Source organism: Fluviispira sanaruensis (assembly GCF_004295685.1).
GTDB lineage: Bacteria > Bdellovibrionota_B > Oligoflexia > Silvanigrellales > Silvanigrellaceae > Silvanigrella > Silvanigrella sanaruensis.
In genome coordinates this window covers 644432-665957 of sequence record NZ_AP019368.1, presented here as the reverse complement: position 1 = coordinate 665957, position 21526 = coordinate 644432, and the positions used below count along the sequence as shown (strand labels likewise).

The 21526-nt window shown below is 33.4% G+C and carries 23 protein-coding genes and 2 tRNA genes; 12 read left to right on the top strand and 13 right to left on the bottom strand.

The features are described from left to right. The first annotated feature begins 27 nt into the window (after window positions 1-27). On the top strand, window positions 28-1056 hold the full coding sequence (locus EZS29_RS02915; RefSeq protein WP_130606354.1) for a cell envelope integrity TolA family protein: 1029 nt from the start codon (window positions 28-30) through the stop codon (window positions 1054-1056). Here the strand turns inward: EZS29_RS02915 and EZS29_RS02910 are convergent. From EZS29_RS02910 to dut, 7 genes are all read right to left on the bottom strand, one after another. Next, the gene (locus EZS29_RS02910) at window positions 1053-2009 is read right to left on the bottom strand and encodes a hypothetical protein (RefSeq protein ID WP_130606352.1); all 957 of its coding nucleotides are present in this window, start codon (window positions 2007-2009) and stop codon (window positions 1053-1055) included. The two genes, EZS29_RS02915 and EZS29_RS02910, sit on opposite strands and share 4 nt — an antisense overlap. 422 nt (window positions 2010-2431) lie before the next feature. Then, window positions 2432-3013, bottom strand: coding sequence for a hypothetical protein (locus EZS29_RS02905; protein WP_130606350.1), 582 nt, complete (start codon window positions 3011-3013; stop codon window positions 2432-2434). Further along, on the bottom strand, window positions 3013-4086 hold the full coding sequence (locus EZS29_RS02900; RefSeq protein WP_130606348.1) for a type I phosphomannose isomerase catalytic subunit: 1074 nt from the start codon (window positions 4084-4086) through the stop codon (window positions 3013-3015). The genes EZS29_RS02905 and EZS29_RS02900 overlap by 1 nt, the downstream gene beginning before the upstream one ends. Further along, complete coding sequence (locus EZS29_RS02895) at window positions 4083-5009, bottom strand: J domain-containing protein (protein ID WP_130606346.1); 927 nt, start codon at window positions 5007-5009, stop codon at window positions 4083-4085. The genes EZS29_RS02900 and EZS29_RS02895 overlap by 4 nt, the downstream gene beginning before the upstream one ends. A gap of 1 nt (window position 5010) precedes the next feature. Next, the gene (locus EZS29_RS02890) at window positions 5011-5517 is read right to left on the bottom strand and encodes a type II 3-dehydroquinate dehydratase (RefSeq protein ID WP_130606344.1); all 507 of its coding nucleotides are present in this window, start codon (window positions 5515-5517) and stop codon (window positions 5011-5013) included. Between the two features lie 380 nt (window positions 5518-5897). Then, complete coding sequence (locus EZS29_RS02885; RefSeq protein WP_130606342.1) at window positions 5898-6236, bottom strand: hypothetical protein; 339 nt, start codon at window positions 6234-6236, stop codon at window positions 5898-5900. A gap of 207 nt (window positions 6237-6443) precedes the next feature. Further along, the gene (gene dut / locus EZS29_RS02880; protein WP_130606340.1) at window positions 6444-6899 is read right to left on the bottom strand and encodes a dUTP diphosphatase; all 456 of its coding nucleotides are present in this window, start codon (window positions 6897-6899) and stop codon (window positions 6444-6446) included. Between the two features lie 89 nt (window positions 6900-6988). On the opposite strand from dut, the gene EZS29_RS02875 reads away from it, so the two are divergent. After that, a tRNA-Trp gene (locus EZS29_RS02875) sits at window positions 6989-7064 on the top strand. Between the two features lie 141 nt (window positions 7065-7205). Next, a complete protein-coding gene (locus EZS29_RS02870; RefSeq protein WP_130606338.1) occupies window positions 7206-7934 on the top strand; it encodes a substrate-binding periplasmic protein in 729 nt (242 codons plus the stop codon). On the opposite strand, the gene EZS29_RS02865 is transcribed toward EZS29_RS02870, so the two are convergent. Both EZS29_RS02865 and panB read right to left on the bottom strand, forming a co-directional pair. Beyond that, the gene (locus EZS29_RS02865) at window positions 7924-8193 is read right to left on the bottom strand and encodes a (2Fe-2S)-binding protein (protein ID WP_216678708.1); all 270 of its coding nucleotides are present in this window, start codon (window positions 8191-8193) and stop codon (window positions 7924-7926) included. The two genes, EZS29_RS02870 and EZS29_RS02865, sit on opposite strands and share 11 nt — an antisense overlap. After that, window positions 8190-9017, bottom strand: a complete 828-nt coding sequence (gene panB / locus EZS29_RS02860) for a 3-methyl-2-oxobutanoate hydroxymethyltransferase (protein WP_130606336.1) — start codon at window positions 9015-9017, stop codon at window positions 8190-8192. The genes EZS29_RS02865 and panB overlap by 4 nt, the downstream gene beginning before the upstream one ends. A gap of 118 nt (window positions 9018-9135) precedes the next feature. Between panB and htpX the strand changes: the two genes are divergently transcribed. The 5 genes from htpX (at window position 9136) to EZS29_RS02835 (ending at window position 14304) form a co-directional block, all read left to right on the top strand. Next, window positions 9136-10035 (top strand): protease HtpX, encoded by a 900-nt coding sequence (htpX, locus tag EZS29_RS02855; protein ID WP_130606334.1) that lies wholly within the window; start codon window positions 9136-9138, stop codon window positions 10033-10035. A gap of 108 nt (window positions 10036-10143) precedes the next feature. Then, a complete protein-coding gene (locus EZS29_RS02850; RefSeq protein ID WP_130606333.1) occupies window positions 10144-11262 on the top strand; it encodes a PorV/PorQ family protein in 1119 nt (372 codons plus the stop codon). Continuing rightward, window positions 11259-11984, top strand: a complete 726-nt coding sequence (locus EZS29_RS02845; protein WP_130606331.1) for a hypothetical protein — start codon at window positions 11259-11261, stop codon at window positions 11982-11984. Before EZS29_RS02850 ends, EZS29_RS02845 begins: the two co-directional genes overlap by 4 nt. A gap of 81 nt (window positions 11985-12065) precedes the next feature. Beyond that, on the top strand, window positions 12066-12893 hold the full coding sequence (locus EZS29_RS02840) for a carbon-nitrogen hydrolase family protein (RefSeq protein ID WP_130606329.1): 828 nt from the start codon (window positions 12066-12068) through the stop codon (window positions 12891-12893). Window position 12894: 1 nt separating this feature from the next. Further along, the gene (locus EZS29_RS02835) at window positions 12895-14304 is read left to right on the top strand and encodes a DHA2 family efflux MFS transporter permease subunit (protein WP_130606327.1); all 1410 of its coding nucleotides are present in this window, start codon (window positions 12895-12897) and stop codon (window positions 14302-14304) included. Between the two features lie 12 nt (window positions 14305-14316). Here EZS29_RS02835 and EZS29_RS02830 read toward each other — a convergent pair whose 3' ends face one another. The 3 genes from EZS29_RS02830 to EZS29_RS02820 are packed head-to-tail and all read right to left on the bottom strand — an operon-like array spanning window position 14317 to window position 15887. Beyond that, on the bottom strand, window positions 14317-15303 hold the full coding sequence (locus EZS29_RS02830; RefSeq protein ID WP_216678707.1) for a YeiH family protein: 987 nt from the start codon (window positions 15301-15303) through the stop codon (window positions 14317-14319). A 16-nt stretch (window positions 15304-15319) separates the two neighbouring features. Beyond that, window positions 15320-15565, bottom strand: a complete 246-nt coding sequence (locus tag EZS29_RS02825; protein ID WP_130606323.1) for a DUF6952 family protein — start codon at window positions 15563-15565, stop codon at window positions 15320-15322. A gap of 1 nt (window position 15566) precedes the next feature. Further along, window positions 15567-15887 (bottom strand): thioredoxin family protein, encoded by a 321-nt coding sequence (locus EZS29_RS02820; protein ID WP_130606321.1) that lies wholly within the window; start codon window positions 15885-15887, stop codon window positions 15567-15569. 214 nt (window positions 15888-16101) lie between these two features. Here EZS29_RS02820 and EZS29_RS02815 point away from each other — a divergent pair. The 3 genes from EZS29_RS02815 (at window position 16102) to EZS29_RS02805 (ending at window position 18860) form a co-directional block, all read left to right on the top strand. Next, window positions 16102-16184 (top strand) — tRNA-Leu (locus tag EZS29_RS02815). Window positions 16185-16363: 179 nt separating this feature from the next. Further along, entirely contained in the window at window positions 16364-17938 is a 1575-nt protein-coding gene (gene rny, locus EZS29_RS02810) for a ribonuclease Y (RefSeq protein ID WP_172603742.1), read from the top strand. Continuing rightward, the gene (locus EZS29_RS02805) at window positions 17928-18860 is read left to right on the top strand and encodes a TIGR00282 family metallophosphoesterase (RefSeq protein ID WP_130606317.1); all 933 of its coding nucleotides are present in this window, start codon (window positions 17928-17930) and stop codon (window positions 18858-18860) included. The genes rny and EZS29_RS02805 overlap by 11 nt, the downstream gene beginning before the upstream one ends. Here the strand turns inward: EZS29_RS02805 and EZS29_RS02800 are convergent. Beyond that, window positions 18853-20706, bottom strand: a complete 1854-nt coding sequence (locus EZS29_RS02800) for a hypothetical protein (protein WP_130606315.1) — start codon at window positions 20704-20706, stop codon at window positions 18853-18855. The genes EZS29_RS02805 and EZS29_RS02800 overlap by 8 nt on opposite strands. A 75-nt stretch (window positions 20707-20781) precedes the next feature. Between EZS29_RS02800 and EZS29_RS02795 the strand changes: the two genes are divergently transcribed. Continuing rightward, window positions 20782-21519 carry a hypothetical protein gene (locus EZS29_RS02795; protein WP_130606313.1) on the top strand — a complete coding sequence of 246 codons (738 nt, stop codon included), beginning with the start codon at window positions 20782-20784 and terminating at the stop codon, window positions 21517-21519. Window positions 21520-21526: the final 7 nt, after the last annotated feature.

The window sequence follows — 21526 nt, the reverse complement described above, 5'->3', positions numbered from 1 at the left end:
TGGGAGTGCCTGGAGATTTGAGCCCTTATGAGGAAGTTACTGGAAACAGTTATAATCATATTTTTATTATGTTTTTTCTCAAAAGTTTCTGCTCAGGAAGATCCAACCGTACCTATTTCGCAAAGATATCTTAACAATCCATTGATCAACGATGCAACTCGAAATCCAATTCCAAGCAACAATCCTTTTATACAATCCCAAGGTTCGCAAAAGACAAATAATAAAAATTTAAAACCGAATGAAACATTAAATCCACAGAAAAAAATTGAGACAGAAACTAAAAATCAAACCGTTGAAGAGGCCAAAAAAAACGAGCAACAGCCCGATAAGAAAGAAGAGAAAAAATCTGAAATTGCGGAGAAAAAAGAAGAATCAAAGCCCGATGTTGATAATGGACTGTTTGGACCTTTTCGCATTGGTCCTATGGTAGGATTTGGATTATTTATGGGTCCGAATTTCAGTATTGAATCAAAAATATTTAAATACATTGGCTTATCGATTAGTTACAGCGGATTTAACAGTATTAACTTGTTTTATATTTCACAAATAAAATCTCTTTTAAATAATCAAAGTAGTAGTTTTACTATCAATGCATTAAAGATGAAATACAACCAATTAGAAGGAAAACTGAGTATTTTTCCCTTTGGCACATCATTTTTTCTTGGAGTTGCTTATGGACAACGCAACATTTCATTAAACGCCAATGCCGACGTTATTGTAAACATTTCAGGATTAAGCGCATCGACTCCAGTGAAAGAACTTATTGAAATCACTACAATCTACTTGACTCCCCAAATCGGTTGGCTTGCAACTTGGGGGGGAAGATATGGGTGGTTTGCTGTTGGTACCGAGTTTGGTTTACAATTTCCAGTTAAAAATACAGTTACTTTAACAACTACATTCACTGACCCAGGCGTAACCAGTTCCATTGATACAATTAAAGCTAGCTCAGAGTACATAGCGCTAAGCAATCAACTTCAATCAAGTTTAGTAGATAATTTAAATAAATATCCTATACCCTATTGGAATATTTTAAAAATTGGTTGGCTTTTCTAATTAATTTGCTTGGATTTTTCTAAAAATCCATCGATTTTAATAATGGGAACGTTATATTTTCTCTTAATTTTATGTGAATATTTTTCAATAGCTTGATATTCATTTTCACTTAATACTGAATTTTTATCAATAACATTTATAACTCCTATCACTTTTATTTCACTCGATACTGGAAATCTTGGATGAATACTTACACCAACTCTACCGCAAACGATGACTTCTGTATTCTGCAAAACGGTATTATCGATAACTTCTGTAGGAGTCATAAGTTTTGATGATTTATCTTTACAATTATAAGTAGAAATTACATTCTGTTTCGGGACCGCTAATATAAGCGAAACATTTTTATAAAAAAACCTATGTTTTGAAGATACCACACTTGTTAATAGAGCATCATTATTTTTAAAACTTTCCTCAATTTTAATGAATTCTTTTTTATTAAAATTTTCATTATCGATCGGATGTACTAGAAAAATAAAACTATCTAAACTCTGTAAACTTAGATAAGTTTTTGGATCTGTGAAAAATTTTGTATCCCAATTGTTTAACTTATGAATATCAATTGGATCGATACAATTTGAACACTTATAAAGATTCGTCATAACTTGATCTATGGATTTTAATTTTGATAAGTTAGACGTAATAATATAGACATTGAAGCAAATGCTTTCAATATTCCTCTCTGGGTGTATGCCAAACTCCAATCTTATCCTAAATAAAAAATAAAGCTTGAGAGTTTTATCCAAATAAAGATTTTCTTTACAATATCTTTTAAGTTTATTGTAATACTTAGCAATGACTTTATACTCTATTTTAGCTAAAGAATTTATCCAATCGATTAAGGATTCCCATAAAGATGTATCTATTGTTTTAAAATCTTGTGCACCAAATCCTCTAGAAAAATCATATTTAATATCCGTCGAAGAAGATTTTCCGCTCATTCCTAATGACAATTTCTGTTTCCTTTATTTAAAATATATAAAATTACAAAAAACATAAGAATAAATTTATATAATATTATTAAATTACGTTATAACAAAGTAACCTAGAAAGATTCTTTTAAATAAAATCTTTCAAATTAAAAATAATATTTATTGTATTTTTTAACAAGGTGATATTGAAAAAAATTCTTTAATAGCTTTAATTAAATATCAATTTATTTGATATTTAATTTATTCCTCTCATTATACACAATTAAGTTATTTATGAAAGAAAATAACAATGATAAAGCAAGATAATTTTATTGCGAAACATCTTAAAATAGACTTAATATCTATTAGCTATTTTTTTAGTAGATATTTATCCTTGAGTTAAAAGTTTCTAAATTCATAGATATAAGTTTCTTTACAAAATCAGCCTTTAAAATAGGCGAAAATTAAACAAATTTTTGAATGATTTTATTGGTAATACGATGGAAAGACTGCATTACACCAATTCCCTGATGCGCAATAGCTGCAAAACAATCTTCCTCTTTTAAAAAAAAGTTTTTTGTCAAATTTGTATAAGTCAATGCATCGGGGGCATCCGAATGATTAAATTGGTAAACAAATGGAATGCTATTAAAATCGATTTGCAGTGAATCAATTAGTTTTTTTACATATTGAATTTGTGTTTCGTTTTTATCTAAAAAGCGAACGCGACTGTCTATGACATTCACAATTCCATCTACACCTAGCATTAAATTAATATTAACAGTCGGCCATAAAGAATGTGCTGGCATTGTATAGAGATGCATTCTTGCGTTACGCCCAGCAACATCACCAAATGAAAGTGGCAAGAAATCAAAAAAAGTATTCCTTGGCATATTTTCTAACAGTGTTGAGTGATCTTTCAAACTCAGGTCTGCATGAGTTTCACAATAAAGTGATTGAATGTTTGCTGTTTTACCAGAGCTTTGACTGCCAATATAAAGAATTTTAAAATGAATATCACCTGTGGCTTCATTAATAAATGCCATCAAAAGACCTCATCATTGAAAGCAAAAAAAGCAGCACAAGACTTATCATTGCTATTTTGAGTTAAATGTATTGTTACTTGCCTTGCCTCAGAAGAAACAAGCGCGCTTTCACCGCCATGCATTATGAGAGTATCTGAATCACATTTTAAAATCACTTCACCCGCCCAAACTGTGACTACAGAAAATGTATCTTTTATGAGCGGGTCATACTGAAATTTACCCTTTTCACAAAAAACTTGCAAAGCAAATGGATTGTTATCATCACCATAAAAGGGATTATTACTTTGCATATTTCGCACGAGTTTTTCTTCTAATTTTTTTCCGCGCGGAAGATTCCAATCAATTGCTTGTAACGACTCTTCAACATGCAACTCTCTCGGGAAACCATTGCTCGATTTCTTTCCGTTTTCATCGTAGAGTCTGCGCCAATCAGAAATTCGCCAAGTTTTTCCAGATTTTTCTGGTAAAACATACTGGGGCTCAGCAACAAATACACCCGCACCAACAGCATGCACACAACCAGCTGGAATAGAAATATAATCCAGGATCTTTGGTTCATAACGATAGAGGCATTTTTCAGGTTCATCATTCAAAAGAAATTGAATAATTTGTTCATTTGTTAAATTTTCTTGAAACCCTAAGTAAACAAAACCCGCTTCATCGGTATCAAGGACGAGCCAACTTTCTGGTTTACCACATTCATTACTTTTTAAAAGTGAATTTTCATTATTTGGATGGAGTTGGACAGAGAGGAGATCGTTTGCGTCTAGCCATTTTAAGAGAAGTGGCGAATGCGCCCCATATTTAGAAGAAGTATGTTTTCCTAATATCGCTTCAGCATTATTTTGTAAGAGGCTTTTCAATGTTACTTTTTCATTGTTTTTTAAATAAACAAATGAAGGAAATTGCTCATCTGTCGATACTTCCCAACTTTCACCAATATTCTGAGGTATTTTTTCTTTATTTTCTGGAAAATATTTTTTTTTAAGAGCTGAAATTTTAGCCCCACCCCAAGGAGTGCGTTTAATTGGAACAAAATTAAACGCATCTATTTTATAAAATAATTGACTCATCGAACTAAGATCTCTCTCAAAAATTCATAATTTTCACGAGCTTCACGAAAAGATTCATGTGCACCACCAACATCGGGATGATATTGTTTTGCCTTTTCAAGAAAGCGTTTACGCAATTCAATAGTACCCTTCTCTTTTAAATCTTCAAGTCCAGAAAAGCTATAAAAATTTAATAAAAATTGTACTCTTTCTTGGGAAATAAATGGGATATGTTTATTTTCATGAAATGCTTTAAAGTGCGAGAAGAAACCGTTAACGAGTTTTTCTAAAGTTGCCTCATCAAATTGAGAAAAATTCATTGGATCTAAATAGAATTGAGAGAGTTTTGCTTGAACAGAAGCTTCTTCTGTTATAGATTTAATCCAATACTTTTCTTGCATATGATATCTGCAAAATGTGCCTTCTGCATAATTTTTACAAAATGGAATATTATAAGCATCAAATGCTCGACAGGCATGGATGTCTCTCAGGACAAAATGACAACCAACAGCTGAAAAACCTAAAATCGGTAATTTTTTTGAACTCCCCCAAAAAGATGGAAGTAACATTTCAAATATGTTTTCAAATTCATCAATAAAAGTACCACCAAATATTTTTCTGAATTCAGTTTTTGTCTGATGAAAGTAGGGGTCTTTATTTTGTTTCAGTACTGAGAGATGAAACATAGAATTGAGAGCTAAGATTTTATGTCTAAGAGCAAAGACAAATGCCAGTAAATTTAAGTGTCCAGAACCAAACATTTGTGAAGAAAACTCTTCTGGAAGGATTTTACGGAGTAAATCTGCATCGGATATTTTGACGACTTTTGCTGATCTTAGGGCAAACGTTTCATGATGAACAGTAAATTCTTCGTAGAGCTCTTTCTCTTTAAAAGAGAAGATAAGATCTTCATAAGATATTAATTTAAGTAATTTTTCTAACATTTCATGCCAACTCTATGATTCTGTGAAGAGCAGCGGTATAACCAAAAGAGCCCAGCCCAGAAATGACTCCAGTTGCAATTGGACTCACAAATGAATTACGCCGAAATTCTTCACGCGCGTAAATATTGCTTAAATGCACTTCAAAAATCGGAATATTTTCTTTTGAAAAAACTTCTAAGGCGTCATGAATGGCAACACTCGTATGTGTATAGGCTGCAGGATTGATAATTATTCCTGCAATATTATTATGTTCAATAGAGTTTAAATTTGTTAATTTTTTGACATTTTCTTTAGATAAAAGTTCCAAAAATTCATCATTTAAAAATGAAACGATGTTTCCTTCAATATTGCTTTGATAATCTTTAAGGATGAGATCACTTTTTTCAGCAATAATTTTTAAGTTTTGGATAATCGTTTGCAAAGTTTCAAACCCGTAAATTTGTGTTTGTCGATTGCCTAATATACTTAAATTTGGACCATTAATAACAAGAACTTTTCTCATAACCAACCTGCAATTTATTTAAAAGTATACTTGTAATGTAGAGATCTTTCCTCAATTTTCTTTAGAATTTCCATAAGAATTTCCAATTTTCGCAATCTTTCAAGCTCTTTTTTTTTGTAATTATAAATATTCTCTTGAATCTTAATAATTGTATTATTTTCAAAGATACTCGGGTTTATATTCTTCTGCGAAATTTCTTTTATATTTTTAACTCTATGAAAATTTTTTAACTTATTATAAGTTTGTTCTTTCATAAAAAGAATCTCTCACATTACAAAAGAAATCCATTCTTCTTAGATATTTTACATTTCCAAAAATAAAGAGCAAGTCACTCCAATCAGTTTCAATCATTATTTATATAATGAGACAGCAAAATGACTTTTATTTTATGCAACATGATTTGGATTGAATGATCTAGCTGGGAAATTATTATTTAACTGCTCAATAATGTTGGGGTTAAATACTTTTGCCCAATGAACAATGTACTTTCTATCTGAAGATGCTGTCATTGGGTGAAAGACAATTTTATCCACCTTTCCATCTTCAAGATACGTTAATATTTCATCAAAAGTACTGCATATATTCTTGATTGCTGAAAACAATTGAATTTGCGCTGTTACAGATTCTGGGATGTAATAAATAGTTCTATCCAGGCTCACTGCTTTATCAACAGGATATTGAAAACTCTGACTTCGATCTGTCACGCTACCCGAAGGGTCGTCCATAAGAAATAAACTCCTAAAATTATTATAATAAATTTTAATAAAAGCATTGCCCTTAAGCTGGATAATATTATCATAGATTGACCAGCTGGTCAATGAAAACTTACTTCTCTCAACCCTTATAATATCTTTTTTTTAAATTTGAGCGAACGAAAAGGTTAAGAAAATAAAAGGCTGGATAAAGAAATAAGCGAATAGATTATTTTCCTTTTAATTCCTACCTGTTGAGCCAAACCCCTTTTCCCCACGTTCGACATCTTTCACTTTAATGCCTGGAATTTGAATAGCAAGCGCACAAACACCTTGAGCTATTCGATCACCAGGTTGAATTTTAAAATCATTATTAGAATGATTTATAAGACTTACCATTATTTCACCTCTATAATCTGCATCTATCGTACTTGGAGAGTTCAAGACACTGATTCCATATTTAACAGCCAAGCCACTTCTAGGTCTCAGTTGAATCTCTGCTACAACATTGCACTCTTGTTCACTTAATTTAATCAATTGCGAATCAAAGGATTCAACGATCCTCAATCCAGTCTTCACTAAGGCCCAAGACTTGGCCTTTAAAATCAATTCTTGATTTGCACAGATATCAAAACCTGCTGATTGTCTCGTTGCATAAAATATTTCGCCTGTCCCTAAATGTTCTAATTTTAGCATATCATTCACCCAATTCTAAAAACTTTGATTCCAACAGTTCTTGATGCTTGACCAAATCGTTGCCAACTGGTAACGACAATAGTTCGTGTAGGTCAGTAGCTCCAATGGTAGAGCGGCTGATTCCAAATCAGCTTGTTGGGGGTTCGAGTCCCTCCTGGCCTGCCACTCTTCTCTCTTTACCTCATCTCTTACATCGCACAAGAAAAATCGATTTTTTTTCCTGTCAAAATTCATGTTTTATGTTTTTTACATAATATTTTAAAATCATATTTCACACACACGCTGCATGATTGAGTTAGGATTGGGATGAAATTATTTGCGCGCCTAACAATTCTATTTGCACTCTCCTTTAGCCAATCTGCAGATGCTACTGAAGAAATGGTTTTTGTTTATTTTAATGATTTTTCCCCTTATAGTTATTCATCTTCACCTGAAAAAAATGATGCATATGGAATATTTCCGCACTATATAAAAGAATTATTTGCTAAAATTAATATTAAAATTACAAATGAATCGTACTCATGGGAAAAAGCACAATATATGGTGCAAAGTGGTGAAGCCGATGGTTATATAACTACTCCAATTGATAAAAGAAAAGAGTATGCTTACTTTACACAAAAATCATCATTTATAATTAAAAACTTCTTACTATATATAAATAAAAATTTAGACACTGAAATAAAAAAAATAAAAAATATTGAAGATCTAAAAAAATACCGCATTTGTGATTATAAAGGCAACGCTTGGAGCGAGGTAAATCTAAATGAAATTAATCTAATTAAAGTAACAAAAAGAACAGATTGTATCCCCAAAATAAATGCAAATAAAATTGACTTTATAGTTGCCAATCTTGGTTTTTATCACGATTTTAAAAAAGATAATAAAGATTCTAAAATATTTGATATTCCATTTATAAAAAAGAGCTCAACTCATTTTCACATTGGAATTCGCAAAGATTATCCACAGTCTTATTCAATTATTGAAAGCTTAAATCATTATATAAAATTAGAAAATGAAGATAATTTTAGAAATTAAGATCATCATCTTCAATTTCTGTTTTATAAGGCTCTAGCAAAACCCTACCTTTGTTTTCTACTAATTTCTTTATCACGGGTCCACAACGCGTGGCATTGCATCCTCCACTTCCGCTCCCCGTTACTTTATTTACTTTTTCAACAGTATCTGCGCCTCTTTCAATTGCTTCACAAATTCTTGCTTGTTTAATTCCCTTGCAAATACAAACAACTTTTAAACGCGCCTTAATTTCTTCTATACTTAATTTTTTTTCAATCATATTAATTCACTTTTTGCATTTCTAACATCGTCACAGTATTCTTGTAAAGCTTGGGTTATAGAATCTTCTAATTGTAGATAATGCTTTAAAAATTTTGGTTTAAATTGTTTATTCATTCCTAACATATCCTGTAACACAAGTATATTTCCATCACAAAAATTACCAGAGCCAATACCTATTGTAGGGATTTCTAATGACTCAGAAATTTCTTTTGCTGTTTGGGGCATAATAAGCTCGAGCACAACGGCAAAACAACCCGCTGATTGCAATTTTTGCGCTTCCGTCAGAAGCCTCATTTTATCATGTTCATTTTTACCCTGTATGCGATAACCGCTCAGAGCATGCACACTTTGTGGCATAAGTCCTATGTGCCCCATCACTGGAATACCATGTCGGGTTAAAAAATGAATCTGCTCACAAATTTCTGAACTTGCACCTTCAATTTTAACAGCTTCTGCCCCCGCCTGTAATAAAATACCTGCATTGTGCGCCGTTTCAGCTCTGCTTATTCCCGAACTCAAAAAAGGCATATCTCCCACCAATAAAGGGGTCTTTAAAGACGAAGAGACGCAGCTAATGTGATAAGCAATGTCATTTATTGATACATCAATTGTGCTTTTTTTACCTTGAATCACATTGCCTAAACTATCACCAACCAAAACCACATCAATTTCAGTTGTTTCAATCATGCGTGCAAAAGTTGCATCATAACAAGTAATTGATGATATTCGTTTGGAATTTTTTTTCATTTCAAGAATATTTTGCACACGTACTTTTATTTTTTTATGATCATTTTTTGCACTGTTAGGATCTGAATAAACCATAAAGTTTTTAACCTTTGTTAAATGAATTATAAGAATAAAATTTTATCTAAAGAGATTTTATTCTTTTTCTTTTATATAGTATATTTAATATGATTTCGATAGGGGAGGAAATAACGACATGGCAAAACGCATTCTACTTTTTTTGGCTGTAAATATTTTAGTTATGATTACCATTACCATCGTGACATCAGTTCTCGGTGTGAATCATTATATGACAGAAAGAGGCATTAATTACAAAAGCTTACTTGCATTTTGTTTTATTTGGGGATTTGGTGGCGCTTTTATCAGCCTTGCAATCTCACGCTGGATCGCAAAATTTTCAATGAATATCACTGTCATTGATCCCACAAACGCAAGTGCACGTGAAAAGGATCTTTATAATCGCGTAGCCAATCTATCCAGAAAAGCTGGCCTTCCCACCACTCCTGAAGTTGGTATTTTCGAAAGTTCTGATTTAAACGCATTTGCAACGGGCCCCTCTAAAAAAAGATCTCTTGTAGCAGTCTCAAGTGGTCTATTGGAGCATATGGATCAGCATGAAGTAGATGGTGTGCTAGCCCATGAAATATCCCATATTGCAAATGGTGATATGGTGACCATGACTCTCGTCCAGGGTGTGGTGAACGCTTTTGTCATGTTCTTTGCAAGAATTATTGCCTTTGCGACGACTCAATTCGTGAAAGAGGACATTCGTCCCATCGTCAATATTATCGTTATCATTGTCCTAGAAATACTTCTCAGTATTTTAGGCAGTCTTGTTATTTGCTGGTTCTCTCGGAAAAGAGAGTTTAAAGCAGATAGCGGCGGGGCGCAGCTCGCTGGAAAAAGCAATATGATTGCGGCACTCAGCGCTCTGCAAAGAGCTTACGAAATTCCTTTACAGGAACAAGAGAAGGCTCCTTCTTCTATTGCTGCCTTTCAAATTTCAAACAGATCAAGTTTCATAGAGTTATTTTCCACTCACCCACCTCTAGCACAAAGAATAGAGGCTCTTAAACAAAACAATCAAATTCTATAAAACAACGCAATATACTGCTTTAATTTTGAGAACTTAAAATAAAGTTTCCTTTTTTCATTCCGATATTTTCCTTAGCTTTCGAAAGACTCGAAAGATAAGGAAATATCCATGGATGGAATAATAATATTTATTAAAAGTCGATTTAATATCACTATTCTAGTTATTATTTTATTTAAAACTCAAGTTATTTACTCCCAAGAATTGCAAAGAGAATATCGCTCCTCTCGCTTTTTAGGCCGAGGTGATACTGGAATTGCTGATGCAAATGGAGGGGATTCTATATTTTACAATCCAGCTGCAATCGCTTATGCAAATAATATTTTAAATGAAATTGTCATAATCAGCCCTCAAATCGAAGGAACAAGCAATTTTATAAGCCTTTATGACTCAGCACAAGGAAATGGGAATGTAGCATCACTCTTAGCCGCAAATCAGAACAAAGTTTATAGCGCAGCAGGCCAAAGTTTAACGGGAATCATTTTCAAAAAAGTTTCGCTTGGCGTGATGGATAGAATAAATTCGAATATTTATGCAGGAATTGATCCAACTACAGGAATACCAACAGCAAATATTTATGGCGCTAATCGAGCTGGTGTTTATTTTACTTTAGCACACGATTTTTTTGATGGACATTTACTCGTAGGTATTAATGGAAAATATATTCAAAAAAGAGAAGTGAATCTTTCAATATCCGCTCTTGATGTCGATAGTGAAATTTCCAATAATTCACTCAAAACAATGATTACAAATTCGCTTAATGTTGGCAGTGGGGTTGGGGCAGATATTGGCTTACTTCTTGTTTTACATAAAGAAAGCTCTACTCAACTTGGAATCACTGTGCGAAATCTTGGTATGCAATATAGGTGGACAGTTCCTGAAGGGAGCAAGGCCCCAACTTCAGAGCCAACAGTTTTTGATACAGGATTTAAAACAACTTTTGGGACAAAAAAAAGCCGAGTGGGAATTTATGCTGACTTTAGAGATATAAGTAATACAGAAAACACGGATATTGGGAAAAGAATTCATTTAGGAGCTGAGTATGTTTTAAATAATTTCTTTGGCATAATGACTGGACTCAATCAAGGTTACCCAACATTTGGCTTATTTTTAAACTTTAAATTTATCAAAATAGAAGGTGGTATGTATACAGAAGAAATTGGCAAAATAACTGGTTCTTTGCCAAGCGAAAGATTTTTTTCACGAATAGTACTTGGGTGGCTTATATGATATTAAATATATTTCAGATAAAATTCTTAACAATTATTTTTATTCTTATTACTACACCAGTTTTATTTTCCTGTGGCAATGGTAATTTATTCTCTTCCTTAACAACTGTAAGTCAAAAAGACAAAGCTCAAAATAGTATTTACTCAGGAGACTATCCTTCTGCTATAAGTACTTTGGTATCATATTTGAATAACAACCCGAGTGACACACAGGCTATTGGTATGCTTGGAACAGCTTATATGCTTTCCGCCGGTTACAATCTTCTTAATATCACTGTCTCAATATTAACAAATACAAGTAGCGCAAAAAATAATTTTCAAGCCATTTTATCATCTATGCCAAACGGATCTTCTACTAATATCACATATTTGACAAACGCTGTTAATATATTAAGCACAATCTCTTCTTCTCAACGAACAGCGAATCAAAACTATCAACTGGCACTCGCCCAAGCAGGACTTGCAATATTAATTATAAAAGCAGTTTGCTTGGATAGCGCGGGGAATATTTCAACCTCACTCACCAACGCAATGAGTTCAGCAGATTCAACAAAAGTCTATACAAATCTACAAAATGCACAAACCAATTTAGCCAGCGCAGGAATATCTTCAGGAACTTCGACTGGTTCGTCACTCCTTGCCAATTTATTCAGCCAAATCAATGCTACAGCAGGGGCTTCAAACGATGCAAAAGTGACTAATTTTATTATTTCTCAACAATGAAAAATAAAAAATATTATGATATAAACTCTTTCACTCTAAATATAATGAAGAGGTTGTCCCTTTTACTAGGAGTTTCTTATCATGCGCATAGCCTGTCTACAGTTAAATCCGCAAAACGACATCAACGAGAACCTTAAAATTGCCTTAAATAATATTTCACAAGCAGCAAAACAAGGAGCTGAAACGGTTGTTTTACCTGAAATGTTTACATACATGGGTGATGAGAGCCTGAGAGTGCAAACAAGATCAAAAATAAATGAAGGAATATTCACACAGATTCAATCCGCTGCTAAAGAATATAAAGTTAATATTATTGCTGGCAGTCATTCAGAAGAAATCCCTAATAATTCTAAAAAAGTTTTTAATACTTGCATTACATTTAATAAAAATGGGGATGTTATATCTACTTACCGAAAAAAACACCTGTTTAATTTACGGGATCAAAATGGCAAACCTCTCTACTGTGAAAGCGATTCATTTGAAATTGGAGAAGATCCAAAATCTTATCAATTAGAAACAACAGAAGGTTCATGGAATGCTTTCAATATCATTTGTTATGACTTGCGTTTTCCTGAAATCGTCCGCTCTGCTTTAAAACAAGATAATTTCTTTGATATTATTTTTGTTCCTGCCGCGTTTGTCTGGCAAACTGGCAAAGATCATTGGGAAGTTTTATTGCGCGCGCGCGCTATCGAAAATCAATGCTTTGTTGTAGCTTGCAATCAAACAGGCTCCTTCTCGAATGGTCAAAAGAAAAACTATGGAAATAGCATGATTATAGACCCTTGGGGAAAAATCTTAGCCCGAATGAACGAAGAAACAGGAATTTTGACCGCCGACATTCATAGGTCAAATATAGATGAATCGAGAACAAGACTTCCTGCTCTAAAGGACAGAAAGATTTTTTAAAATGAATCCAGAAGATATGAATAAAAGGGTTATTATTTGGATATTAGCCGGAATTATGTTTATTGAAATGCTTGATACGACCATAATAAATACCGCAATTCCAGATATAGCACGCTCACTCAATGCCAATCCTGTCAGCCTAAAATTTGCAGTTACGAGTTATTTACTGAGTTTAGCTATGTTTATCCCCATAAGTGGCTGGGCTGCTGATCGCTTCGGCACAAAACCAGTTTTATCTTCTGCAATCGTTATTTTTACCTTAAGCTCTATTCTCTGTGGACTTGCCACTTCTTTGATAGAACTTTCTATTTTTCGCTTTCTCCAAGGATTTGGAGGCGCACTTATGACACCTGTTGCCCGCTTAATTATGGTTCGTATCTTTCCTCCCTCAGAACTTGTGCGCGCAACCATGCTGATCTTTTTTCCTGCACTTTTAGGTCCTATAGCAGGCCCTTTGTTAGGTGGAGTTATTACTACCTACACCTCATGGCGTATTATTTTCTTTATCAATATTCCAATGGGTATTTTAACTTATTTTTTAGTGCAGAAATATATACCTAATGAAGTTGCAGAAAATAAGAAGAACTTAGATTTAAAAGGATTTTTCTTATCTGGAATTTCTTTAGCGTCTTTAACAGTTGCTTTAGAAACTGTAGGAGAAAACTTACTCTCAAATAAACTTCATACCTTTGTAGCAACAATAGGATCCTTTACTTTTCTTTTATTTATTTATCATGCAATAAAAATGAAAGAAAAATCTATTTTAAATTTAACCCTTTTTAAAATAAAAACATTTAGAACAGGAGTAATTGGCAATAGCATAACTTATATCTCAACAGGAGGCGTTTCTTTTCTCCTTCCTTTACTCTTTCAATTGCAGTTTGGTATGACACCTATGATATCGGGATTGTTAGTCGCTCCTATGGCTGTTGGTGCTTTGATAATGCGTGGAATATCTCCTAGAATATTAAAAATATTTGGTTTCAAAAGAGTACTTTCACTTGCTCCATTTGGCATATGTTTTGCTCTTATTTTAATTTCCTTTATAAATCAAAATAGTAGTTTTATTTATATCGTATTTTCAACTGCCATTCTTGGTTTTTTTAATATTTTAGCATTTTCAAGCAATGGTCCAATGATTTATGTCGATGTTCCCAAAAATATTTCTGCCACTGCAACAAGCCTAGATGTCACAATCCGTCAATTTTCAAATAGTATTTCCATTGGATTTTCTTCTTTTATACTTATTAGTTTTCTTAATTATTATGCTTTTCCAATTCATAATCCCAAAGCAATAGAGGCTTTTAGGACTACATTTTTTATTCTAGCTCTCTGTATTTTACCAGTATCAATTTTGAGTTTGACTTTAAAAAAATCTGATGGTGAGCATGCAACAAAAAATATTAAATAATAAATTATAAAACTAAAAACCAATCTTATGAAAATAAATTGCTACAAATGTAAGAGAAGCCATAATTATCCAAAGTAATATTCCTTGAATAAAAGGTTGGATTCCTACGCTTTTTATAGCAGTCCGAGAGAGGTTTGAACCTATACAAAATAAAATAATAATAAGCATACGTTCTGATATGCCACGTACAATCTGACCAGGAGCTTGCAAAAATGGCACCCAAGTTACTAGGGCAGCAGCTAAGAGAAACCAAATTATAAACCATGGTTTTTTTACTTTTTCCTTTGAAATTTCCCTATTTTTAAAAATATATTTTGCATAAAAAACACCGATCAAAAAAACGACTGGAACAATCCAAATTGCCCGTGCAAGTTTAACAGTCGTACCCATTTCTAAAGATTGTTCGCCGTAAGCTAAAGTAGCACCCACAACAGAGCTTGTGTCATGAATTGCTAATGCGCTCCACAGACCAAATTGCTCCTGAGTTAAATTAAAAAACTCTCCAATTGGTGGAAAAATAAAAAGAGCAAGTGCATTTAAAATAAAGATAATAGCTAAAGAAACAGAAATATCATTATTATTTGCTTTAATTGCTGGAGCTAGAGCAGCAATAGCACTCCCTCCACAAATCGCAGTTCCGACTGAAATTAAGAGGGACATGTCTCTTTTATTATTTAATATTTTTCCTATTACAATTCCTAAAATCAATGTAAAAGAAATACCAATAATTGTATATGTAATTCCATTTAGCCCAACTTCTGCAACTTTTATCAAATTCATACCAAAGCCTAAACCAATGATCGACCAGGATAAAAATTTTGTTGCTATCTCTTTGGTTTGCTTTTGATATGGGTTTTGTAAGAGCAATGACAGTAAAATACCACTTAACACGGCTAATCCTGCATTTAATCTAGCAAAAGCTTGATTAAATAACGGAAGAACTAGTAAAATAAATGCACACAATGGATATGATATTTTTGCTACACTTTTTTTATTCAAATCAGTGATTCTCATATTACGACAAAACAGTTCTCACTCTTTTTGTAAATTCCCTGATAGCCTCATTTAAAGAAACACCATTGTCAATCAATTTTTTAATTTCACACGCTTGCAAAAAGTTACTCATAACTTCATTTATATCTGAGTTATTTTGACATTCTGGGCAGCTTGTCTTTTCTGTATTTTCGAGTTCATCTGCAAATCTTATAAGATCGTCTTGGGAATATTTTTGCGATAATTCTTTAATAATTTTTATATCCATTTTACACACCTATGCCATGTGATTTTAAGAATGCTCGCAGCCCTTCTTCCTTTGTTGTACAAATACTTGCTATCATTTTATCATCTTTCCATATTGCAACAGTTGGAAGATTTTCTATTTCTATTAATCCACGCAATTTTTCATTTTTTTCCGCATCAATTTTATACAAAGGCAAGCCCAATTCACTCGCAATTTTTCTAAACATTGGAAAAGCCATTCGACAGGAACCACACCAAGGCGCATAATAATCAATCAGCGCCAAATTCTCTTTCTTTAATTCCAACGTCCCGCTATCATCATTAAGTTCAATTATTTCAGTCATTAAAAACTCCTTATCCTGATATAATACAAAATCATAGAGAGATTAAACCTGAAAGGAAGGAATGACAAATGCATGTAATTTACAAAACTCGCCCACGCTCTTTTTTTTATAAACAATTGAATTTACTGTATTTAATTTCAAGCCTCACTTTTTTAAAATTTCCTTCAGGAAAAAGTTGACCTTTTATTTTTCCTAAGGTACTAACCCCCTCACTGCGGATGTGGTGAAATTGGTAGACACGCACGTTTGAGGGGCGTGTGCGCAAGCATGGCGGTTCGAGTCCGCCCATCCGCACCATTATTTAGAAAAAGGCTGGCAATTTTTATTGCCAGCCTTTTTTGTTTCCACTTATTCTATTACTGGTAAAATTCTATACGATGTTCTAAGGTCGGAAACTGTAAAATGTTGGTATGTCCCTAAAAGGATTTACTTAGACATAAAAATTAATGAAATTATATTTTTGGAGTCATAAAAACATGGGTGTTTGGGAATATGTACTGATCATAGCTATCGGAATAGCTGTGGCCGCCCTAGCGTTTTTGGGGGTTCATACAATGAACATGCGCGCCCTAACGCAGGATTTAAAGATCAAACATGAAGAGGCTGAGAAAAGACTTGGGGAAGCCCGAGCACAAGCAGATGAACTGGTTAAAAAAGCTCTCAGAGAAGCCAAAGAACTTGCTATAAATGAAGGTCGAGATTTTGAACGGGCGCAAAGAGAAAAAAATCTTGAAATCAAGAAAATAGAAACTCGAATTCAAAAAAGAGAAGAGACGATAGAAAAAAAAGCTCAACAACTCGAACAAAAAGAAAAAGATTTGAAGAGAAAAATGGAATCTATCGAATCTGAAGAAAAAAAAGTTTTAGAAGCACTCAGAAAAGCAGAAGAAACAGTTGAAGAAAGCAAATCGCGGCTTGAATCCGTTGCCCGACTCTCACAGGAAGAGGCAAGAGAACAACTTAAAAAAGCGATCGAAGTCGAAGTAAGAAAGTCTGCCAGTGCAGAAATTCGCGCTGCAGAAGAAGAAGCGAGACGTATTGCCGATGAAAAAGCACGCGGAATTATTTCCACTGCTATTCAACGGATCGCAAACGAATTTGTGACAGATGCCACTGTCTCAGTCATCACTTTGCCAACGGATGATATGAAAGGTCGTATCATTGGGCGCGAAGGACGTAACATTCGCACAATTGAACAGGCCACTGGAGTCGATCTAATTATCGATGACACTCCTGAGGCCGTTATTATTTCCTGCTTCAATCCCATTCGCAGAGAAATTGCCAAAACTGCTATTGAACGTTTAGTTGCTGATGGACGTATTCATCCTGCGCGCATTGAAGAAGTTGTGCAAAAAACCAGAACAGAATTTGAACAAATGATCCGTGAAGCTGGTGAACGTTCATCCTTTGATTGCGGAATAACTGGCTTGCATCCTGAAGTCATTCAAGCGCTTGGAAAACTAAAATACATGACAACGGGCGGCCAATCCGTTTTGCAACACTGCATTGAAACTGCTCAAATTGCAGGAATCATTGCTGCAGAACTCGATCTCAATGTGCGCTTAACGAAAAGAGCAGCTCTATTGCATGATATTGGCAAGAGCTTAGATGAAGAATCAGAAGGAAATCATTCGCATGTGGGCGCACTCTTCTTACAAAAATATGGTGAATCACCAGAAGTTGTTGAAGCTGCAGCAAAACATCATAATGATAATTTACATGGTTTAAACGCCATCACAGTCATCGTACAAACCGCAAATGTTCTAAGCAATTTCCGTCCAGGCGCACGCAAAGAATTCCTTGAAAAAGCAATTGATAGATTGCGTGATATGGAATCAACTGTCGAAGGTTTTGATGGCGTAGAACAAGCTTATGTTATTAAATCTGGTCGTGAAGTTCGAGCTATGGTATCACCCACCGTAATGGATGATGAAGCAGTGACTTTACTCGCTAAGTCCGTTGCAAAACGCTTGCGCAGTGAGCTTCATCAAGCAGGCAATATTAAAGTAACTATGGTTAGAGAACAGCGAGCGACACATCTTGCAAAATAAAATTACAGCGCATTCGTATTCAGGAGATACTTCTTTTTCTTCCATTGCACAGCATCTAAAACCCAATCATGAGAGTATAAAAATTCTTATGATTGGTGATGTTTTGGGGCGTGGCGGAAGAAGAATATTAAAAAAAGTAATTCCCCAACTTAGACAAGAAATTCAGCTCGATTTTATTACAATAAATGGAGAGAACTTAGCTGGTGGTTTCGGTATAACTGAAAAAATATTTGATGAAATAAAAAGTATAGGTATTGATGCAGTTACCATGGGAAATCACTGGAAAGACAAATCTGATGTGCATAATATTCGTAAAAAGCATAGAGATTTAGTTCTCCCACAAAATCTAATTGGTATATCGCATATCGATAAAGCTCCTTCTTTTTTTATTAAAGAAAGAAATAAATCTGTTCATATTATAAATCTCATGGGTAATTTTGCCATGCGAGAAGAATACAGCAGCCCATTTGAATTTTTATTAAAAGAAAAAGAGAACTTTAAAGATAAAGTCAAATCAGGTGCACATATCGTCATTGCTGATATTCATGCGGAAGCAAGTTCTGAAAAACAAGCAATTGCTTGGATGTATGATGGAATACTAGCTGGTTTGATCGGCACACACACGCACACGCCCACAAGTGATGAACGTCTGACTGAAAATGGCACTGCCTTTTTAACAGATGTCGGTATGACTGGTCCATATGACAGTGTTATAGGAATGAATAAAGAAAGAATTATCAATCGATTTTCAAATCCTGGCACAAAAATGGCACATGAAGTAGCAGAAAAAGACCTTTGGTTTAACGGTTTTTTAATGGAAATCTGTCCCAAAAAAAGTTTGTCAATTGCATGCCATCGTTTGCAATACCGCGCAGGATATGAAGATAGCTTTATATTAACATCAATTCATAAAATTAATTAATTTTAGCTGTTACGTTCGTATTCACACCACTTGCCACCAAAAATTCCTGAGCAGATAAAACAGCACCTGTGACGAGCGAAGTCACAACAAGACGATATTTCCCTGGGACAATCCATAATTTTTTCTGAATATTATTCGATAAAAGAAGCTCATTTTCAGAGCCTAAAACTTCACTTTTGAATTGTTCTAATTCCTTTGAGAAGGCTTTTTGCAAACTCACAGGAACGCGAAAAGAAATATCAGAACAATTTTTTGCAATGGTTGATTTTATTGCGAACTGTCTGGCAAGCTCGATACGGGTTTGCATATCCCAAACTCCGCGAATGGATTCTGCATTAATTGCAACTTGCGGAGCATCTCCGATATCTAGACCAATTTTACCATTATTTGCCTTACATATTTCATCAAAACTGATATCCATTTTTTTAGCAAAAAACTGCCCATCAAGAAAAATAGATGTCAATGGTTTTTCAATATTCATCGGCACATCACTTAAACTCGTGGAACTCATATTAGAAAACTGTGCTGTTTCTATATTAAAATTCAGAGGCGATTCAATTAATTTAATCTGTGCACGCACGACAGCTCTTGACTGCATATTAGAAATATTTAATTGAATACCAACAAGAGATTTACGACTTTTATCTAATTCAAAATTATTTTCGAGTTCACTCATAGTTGTTTTGACTAAAAGAGAAGTGATTCTCGGCCATAGAAAAGAAATTGTGTCATTGTAAAATAAAGTCATATCGGGAGAATAAGCAAAATAATAAGGTAACTCTTGAGGATTTTCTTTTAATAAATTTTTAACACTGTTTGAAAGAATAACAAGCTTACTTGTATTGCTATCTGCATCTTTTGCAGATAGATGACGATTTAAACTTGCGCAAAAATGCGACATGTTAACAATTCTTCTATAAGCTAAATAAGAACTTTGCGGCATATAACGAATCATTTTATTATTCAAACTTGTTGCCTGAAGCGTGCATGATTCCAAAGATTTTCTAAGATAATCAAATTCATTTTTCATAGAATTTAAGGAGGCAAACCATCCAAAGTCAATTAATGTTTCCGTAATTGATTTTGTTAAAGAACTGAAACGATCTTGTTCAATTCTGATAAATTGGAGTTCATTGCCACCTTCTAGGATCAACTTCCCCGTATTTAAAAACCCATCATCGTCATATTTGACATCTATGTCAGAATTATTTATAAAATTTCCTGAAAATGGAATAAAGGTTTTGGTTGATTTATTTTTTGAGTCTTTTGGTTCAAAATAAAAGAGACGGGTGGAACTATTTAAAGCTGAATTTATTTTATTCTTAGATAATACTGCAGGTATAATTCCTTGAAGGTTTGCACCCATATCTTTGTCTAATTCAAGATTAGAGTTTTTATCTTGTCGCCAAATATTTTGAATTTCTTTAAATGAACCATTTGCAGTCCGTGATAAAAGGGTTTGCTGAAATTTAAGCTGCTCTTCTTGCTCAATTTCCATCTCTCCTTTTAAAATAGAGAGTAAAGGTGATGAGCCAATTCGACTCACAAACTGCATAGTATATTGAGTTGAAATACCTGTTTTTAGATTTTCTGTTCCAGCAATTAGAAGTCCAATAGGAATGTTACCTAAATTTATAACGTACCATGCATTATATTTTGACGATACAGAAGGATTTTCAGGTAGAGGAAAATCCCTTAAATCTTGTGCTGCATTCGCAATATTGGCTTGAGAAAAATTTGTTTCAATTTGAAAGTTTTTTTTCCCTAAGAAAAGGATACCTATGGATGATCCAATGGCTACAAGACCAAATAAGCAAAGAATAACAATCGTTGATTGTTTGGACATATCAAACTCCATAAGCTAAGAACGAATACTTATCCAAATGCTGAAAAGTGCATAGGATTTAAAAGAAAGAATAGCATGAAACATATTTCAAATAAAAATGGACTTAACAAAGTTTTGAAATTCACCCTACCCATACTTCTCTCAGTGCTTATTCATAGTGCATTTTTTCTTGTTTTACATTTTGCACATAGAGATTATAAAATATTTGAAAAAAAACCTTTAGAAAACTATCAAACAATTACTTTAAATACATTTACTCCAATTAGTAACAAAACAAATCAAACAATAAATCAAGTTAACCCCCCAAAGAACAATATTAGAAAAATAAATGAAGTTGAAAAAGGAATAATTAAAAATGCAAATAATAATTATGCAAATAATGTTATGACTGAAAAAAATGAAGTTTCTAAGCCTAGTAATATTAATTATCAGGAAATAAAAATACAAGATCAAAAATTAAGCACTCAAGTTTACCAAAATCCTTTTGGCTATTTAAAACTTCCAAAACAGCTTCTTGGTCAAAATTTATTCCCAAGAAAATACGAAGTTTTATTCAAATACTCAAAATCAAATACGAATACTTTTGATCTCGGTATTGCTAAAATATTGCCTTTACAAGAAGAAAAGCCTTACTTAGACCAAGTTGTCAAAAATGCATTAACAGCACAATTAAATATCCTCAACTCTGAACAAAAAAATGACTTTTATAATGTCGCAATGACGCAAGGATTTCCACAAAATACACCAAGTCAAGCAAATGAATTAGAAATAGATACTATCAGCATAGTTCTTGAATTCCATGAACCAAACTGATAACTCA